The organism is Armatimonas sp., from assembly GCF_031410135.1.
Taxonomy (GTDB): Bacteria; Armatimonadota; Armatimonadia; order Armatimonadales; family Armatimonadaceae; genus Armatimonas.
This window is the reverse complement of the sequence record NZ_JANNYP010000437.1, coordinates 1-5,178: the sequence shown is the minus strand read 5'-3', so window position 1 is coordinate 5,178 and position 5,178 is coordinate 1. Positions and strand designations below refer to the sequence as shown.

Here is a 5,178-nt window from a genome sequence, read left to right as displayed (position 1 = left end):
GCCGTGGCCTGTGGCGGAGATCGCACAGGTCGCGTCCTCGGCCCAGGTTCCTGCCCCAATAATTGGGCTGTCACCGATGCGTCCGTGGCGCTTGTTGGTCATCCCACCCGTGCTTGTCGCCGCCGCAAGATGGTTTTCTCGGCACCGCGCCACAGCCCCCACGGTTCCGAACTTGTTGTCCTCCGAGAGCGAGACGGAGTTGGTCTTGCGCTGCGCCTGAAGCTGATTCCAGCGCTCCTCGGTGAAGAAGTACTCCTGCCCGACTTGCTCAATCTCCTCCAGTGTCGCCGCCAGCTCCTCGGCCCCGAGGCCCGAGAGAAAGACAAAGGGCGTCTTCTCTAAAACGGCACGGGCCAGCGTGATGGGATTTCTGATGGTGGTGACGCCCGTGATCGCCCCTGCCATCCGGTCCACGCCACGCATGATCGAGGCATCTAGCTCCGCGATTCCCTGGTCGTTGAGCACCGCCCCACGCCCCGCGTTGAAGATAGGGTCGTCTTCGAGAACACGGACGGTCTGCTCCACGATGGTCAGCGCATCGGCACCGTCGCGCCAGAGTGCATAGCCCCGCTCCAGTGCCGCCCGTAGCCCCGCATGACAGAGCGCCTCACGCTCCGGCGTCAGGTTCTCCTCAAGGATCGTCCCTGCGCCTCCATGAATCACCAGCACTGCACCCTGCACCACCGAATCGTTTCTCGAAATATTCATTACGCCATTTTACCGCCCCGTGAACGAGGCGTCTGGGTGGCGCTCCGCGCCGCAAAGCCCGTGCCGGGCTGGGAGTGGGATTAGTTTTTGGTGTACTTGGCAATCCAGGCTTCCGGGTCATCGCCGAAGTTCTGGCCGGTTTCTTTGCGCAGATGGGCCAGTACCTCGTGAACGGCAGCGGCTCGCTGGCGCTCCACAATTTGGTCCAGCGATGAGCCCTTGATCTGCTTTGTTCCTGATGGGTACTCGTTGACAATCCACCAGAGGGAACCAATCCAATCTTCCTTTTTCGAGGCCAACGCTTCATCGCGCCACTTCGCAATGCGCGATGTCTGATCGTTAGCAAGAATAACACGTACATCCAAGTGAAGGTAGCTCACGAGAGACCAGCCACACAAGATAACGTTCGCCACGCAAAAAACTCCCAACCAAGGTACTCTTTTTTTCATCTCATCTCCCTCACTTTAACTCCCCCAGCCCGGCACGGGCTTTACAGCCGCAGGCTACTCGACGCCTCGTTCACGGGGCGGCGACATGAAGCCCCTCGCTCTCGAATTGAAACGGGATGTAGCGTGCTCCGGCGGCGACAAGGGCATTGACGACAGCGACCTGCGTGCCTTCTTCGGTGACGAAATACAGACAACCGCCGCCACCTGCGCCACAGGCTTTGCCTCCCAAGGCTCCCGCGCCTTGGGCAACGGCAAAGAGTTTTTCGATCTGCGTGTTGGAGACGCTGGGGTCGAGGTTTTTCTGGTGCTCCCAGTTCTGAGCCAGCAGCGCGGCGAACGCCGAAAAATCCCCCGATTTGAGCGCCTCGGGCATGGCGAGGCCGACCTCACGCAGGCCGTGAAACGCGGCGACAGTCTCGGTGCGTCCGGCGCGAAAACTGCCCCAGACATTCTCGTGGATGTTGCCCGAGAGGCGCGGCGTGCCGGTGTAGACTAAGACACTGCGCCGCTCCAGAGCCGAGATGGTCTCTGGCGCAAGGGCGACTTTCTCAACCTCGACGTTTGGGCCACCGCCAAAGCGCAAGAGATTGAAGCCACCAAAGGCCGCGGCGTATTGGTCTTGACGGCCTCCGAGAATGCCGAGCAGCTCTTCTAAACCGTAGGCTTGCTCCGCGACTTTTCGCTGATCGGGGATTGTTTTTCCGCCGATCAGGCCGAACCAGCAGACATTGAGCGCTGCCGATGTGCCTAGCCCGGAGCCCGTGGGAAGCTCGAAGCCGTAGCGCACTTGCAGGCCCTCGTCGGTAACATTTTGCTCACCAGTGACGTAATGATTTATCGTGGCATTAAAAACCGCGCCACCAAATTCTTGCGCGTAGAGATCCACATCGGTCCAGGCTCCGCCAAAATCAAGACGAACCGGGGCTTGCGCACGTATGTGCATGAAAAAACTCCTTGTGATAAACTGGGACGAATGAGGCGATCATGAAACAGATTCGCTGGTGGAACTCGTTTAACCTGCTTGGCATTATCTTGCTAGGAATTGGAATAGCGGGATTTCTCTTGCAGGGTAAGATGGTCTTCGACCCGGGCCGTCCGCACCGGGGCTATGAGTGGGTGCTTTATCTGGTGGCAGGCGCCTTGATGCTAATCAATGGCTTCCTCCCGTCCGCAACCGCACCACAGTCCAATAAGCCACGCAGACCGACCGACCTATAATAAAAAAAACTATGAGTAAAGAAACTGTAGACCTTTTAGAAGCCGACGAGCACGAAGTAAAAGAAGTCCGCTGTTCGACCACGGGCATTCCGATCCCTTCGATCCCGAACTGGTACGCCCAGGTCAATGTCAACTTCGTCTCCGACCACGCTCGCTCTAAGTCCAGCACCGCTGCCGCTCAGGCCGCGAACCTGCTGCGCCTTGCCGAGCTGGATAAAGAGGAAGAAGCCGAAGAGGAGCGCGACGAGATCTCGCTCGCAGAGCTGGAAGAAGAAGAGCTCTCGGTGGACGATATTGATGGAATTGATATCGGCGATGACCCGGAGGAGCCCGAGGAAGACTAGTCCTCACCTTCTCCTTATTGGGCCTACGCTTCTTGCGTGGGCCTTTTGTTTTTTTGTGCGTATTTTACAGTCGGGTATCATAGTTCTATGGATGCAGATGCCCTCACCGCCGATGTCGCGGATAAGTACCAGAAGTTCGTCAACCCGACCGCTCTTGCGCTCTTAAAGATCGCGGGCTTTGATAAAGTCGAGTGGAGTGGCACCGGTGCCACTCTCACGGATGCCCACGGCACGGAGTACATTGACTGCTTGGGCGGCTACGGCACGTTCTCGCTGGGCCATGCCAACCCAAGAGTTGTCGCTGCCGTGACCGAGCAGATGCAGCGCCTCCCGCTCTCGTCCAAGACGTTCCTCAACAAGCCCCTCGCTGACTTAGCAGCGTTGCTTGCTGAGATTACCCCCGGCGACTTGCAGTACAGCTTTATCTGCAACTCTGGCGCGGAGGCACTTGAAGGCGCGATCAAGTTCGCTCGCATGGCCTCGGGCCGCACCAAGATCATCTCCGCCGAGGGTTCCTACCATGGCAAGACCCTGGGAGCGCTCAGCGCCTCGGGCAGAGATAGCTACAAAACCCCGTTCGCGCCCCTGCTTCCGGGCTTTGTCCACGTGCCCTTTGGCGACATCGCCGCCCTGACCGCTGCCGTGGATAGTGAGACCGCCGCGATTCTTCTAGAGCCCATTCAGGGCGAGAACGGCATTCGCATTCCCCCCGACGGCTATCTTAGAGCTGCCCGAGAGCTCGCCGACAAATTTGGCGCACTCTTGATCTTGGACGAAGTCCAGACGGGCCTCTGTCGCACCGGGAAGTTCTTCGCCTGCGACTGGGAAGGCGTGGCCCCGGATATCATGACGCTTGCCAAGTCCCTAGGCGGAGGCGTGATGCCAGTGGGCGCGATTGTGGGAACGCCCAAAGTCTGGGATGCCGTGTTTCGCGAGAACCCGTATCTACACACCAGCACCTTCGGCGGCAACGAGGCGGCGTGCGTGGCGGGAATCACGGCGCTGACGATTATGCGCGAGGAGAACCTTGCTGAGCAAGCCCGGGTGAAAGGTGAGAAGCTCCTCAGTGGACTCAAGGGAATTCAGGCAAAGCACCCTGAGCTTGTGCTGGACGTGCGCGGGCGTGGCCTGATGATCGGGGTGGAGTTCTCGGACGCCGATATCCAGAAGCTCACGATTGGCTCGCTGGTGGAGAACGGTGTCGTGGTGGCCTACACGCTCAACAACACCAAGATCATGCGCGTCCAGCCGCCTCTGGTCATCACTGACGAGCAGATAGAGAAAGTGATCGCTGCCTTCGACCAAGCCCTCACCGACACCGCAGATGTACTGAGCTTGTTGGATTAATCCCCCGATTTTTCAACCTCCCCCGGCTCGCTGGGGCTCGCCACCCCCTCCGGCTTCGCGAAGGGGGGACGAGTTTAGTTTAGCACCAGTGGGCGCCCTGTGCGTTGACGTAGACTGCGTAGAGTGACTGGCCTGCGGTAATAAACAGCCGGTTGCGCTTGGAGCCGCCGAAGCAGAGGTTAGAGCCGATCTCGGGGAGGAGAATCTGCCCAATGCGTGTGCCATCGGGGGCGAAGGTGTGGACGCCATCAAAGCCCGCTCCCACCCAGCCTGCCGATGCCCAGAGATTGCCCTCCGTGTCGGTGCGGATGCCGTCTGCGTTGCCTGTGACCTTCTTGCCATTGAGGTCCATCGTCATCTTGGCAAACTCTTTGGCTTTCCCTAGCTTGGTTCCACTCTGCACATCAAAGACCCAGATGCAGTGCGGGTCGCCTGTATCGGCGATGTAGAGCTTCTTGTAGTCGGGCGAGAAACAGAGGCCATTGGGCTTGGTGGGCTCGTCGGTGACCTTCTCCACTTTCAGCGTGTTGGGGTCGATCCGATAGACAGCCTCTTTGAGCTCCAGCGGTCCCTTCATCCCCTCGTAGTAGCCCATCGAGCCGTAGCCGGGGTCGGTGAACCAGATGCCGCCATCGGGGTGTACTGCGCCATCGTTGGGGGCGTTGAAGGGCTTGCCGTTGAATTTATCGGCCAGAACCGTGATGCTCCCGTTGTGCTCGTGGCGAGCCACGCGGCGGGTGAGGTGCTCAAAGGAGATCAGCCGCCCCTCACGGTCGAGTGTGTTGCCATTGGAGTTGTTCGAGTCGCGGATCACCGATGTGTGACCGTCCTCCCAGAGCCAGCGACGGTGGAGGGAGTTGGGAATATCCGACCAGAGCACGTAGCGCCCGACACTATGCCAGAGCACGCCCTCGGCCCACATCGAGCCCGTATGAAGCCGCTGGATCGGGGTATTGCCGATCATGAGGGGCTCGTAGCGCTTGTCGAGAGCGATAATATCAGGGTCGGGGTAGCGAATTACCGCCGCACCGGGGCTGTAGCGGTCGAAGGGAGTGGCCTTTTCCTGTTGCTGCGCCAAAGCAGCCGAGGCGGTGAGCGCCGCTGCGCCCGTG

7 protein-coding genes are annotated in these 5,178 nt (G+C 59.6%); 3 read left to right on the top strand and 4 right to left on the bottom strand.

Going from position 1 to position 5,178, the window contains the following annotated elements; all coding sequences use genetic code 11:
* From RMO15_RS16115 to RMO15_RS16105, 3 genes are all read right to left on the bottom strand, one after another.
* Positions 1-708, bottom strand: a 708-nt coding sequence (locus RMO15_RS16115) for an isoaspartyl peptidase/L-asparaginase (RefSeq protein WP_309714467.1), incomplete at its 3' end; no start/stop codon positions are given.
* Positions 709-788: 80 nt separating this feature from the next.
* Complete coding sequence (locus tag RMO15_RS16110) at positions 789-1,121, bottom strand: hypothetical protein (RefSeq protein ID WP_309714466.1); 333 nt, start codon at positions 1,119-1,121, stop codon at positions 789-791.
* Positions 1,122-1,227: 106 nt separating this feature from the next.
* The gene (locus RMO15_RS16105) at positions 1,228-2,100 is read right to left on the bottom strand and encodes a hypothetical protein (protein ID WP_309714465.1); all 873 of its coding nucleotides are present in this window, start codon (positions 2,098-2,100) and stop codon (positions 1,228-1,230) included.
* 41 nt (positions 2,101-2,141) lie between these two features.
* Between RMO15_RS16105 and RMO15_RS16100 the strand changes: the two genes are divergently transcribed.
* From RMO15_RS16100 to RMO15_RS16090, 3 genes are all read left to right on the top strand, one after another.
* Positions 2,142-2,375: a hypothetical protein gene (locus tag RMO15_RS16100; RefSeq protein WP_309714464.1), complete on the top strand. Its 234-nt coding sequence runs from the start codon at positions 2,142-2,144 to the stop codon at positions 2,373-2,375.
* 11 nt (positions 2,376-2,386) lie between these two features.
* The gene (locus RMO15_RS16095) at positions 2,387-2,719 is read left to right on the top strand and encodes a hypothetical protein (protein WP_309714463.1); all 333 of its coding nucleotides are present in this window, start codon (positions 2,387-2,389) and stop codon (positions 2,717-2,719) included.
* A gap of 87 nt (positions 2,720-2,806) precedes the next feature.
* Positions 2,807-4,066: an aminotransferase class III-fold pyridoxal phosphate-dependent enzyme gene (locus tag RMO15_RS16090; RefSeq protein WP_309714462.1), complete on the top strand. Its 1,260-nt coding sequence runs from the start codon at positions 2,807-2,809 to the stop codon at positions 4,064-4,066.
* A 79-nt stretch (positions 4,067-4,145) separates the two neighbouring features.
* Here the strand turns inward: RMO15_RS16090 and RMO15_RS16085 are convergent, their stop codons facing one another.
* Positions 4,146-5,144 (bottom strand): SMP-30/gluconolactonase/LRE family protein, encoded by a 999-nt coding sequence (locus RMO15_RS16085; protein WP_369016125.1) that lies wholly within the window; start codon positions 5,142-5,144, stop codon positions 4,146-4,148.
* Between the last annotated feature and the right edge of the window lie 34 nt (positions 5,145-5,178).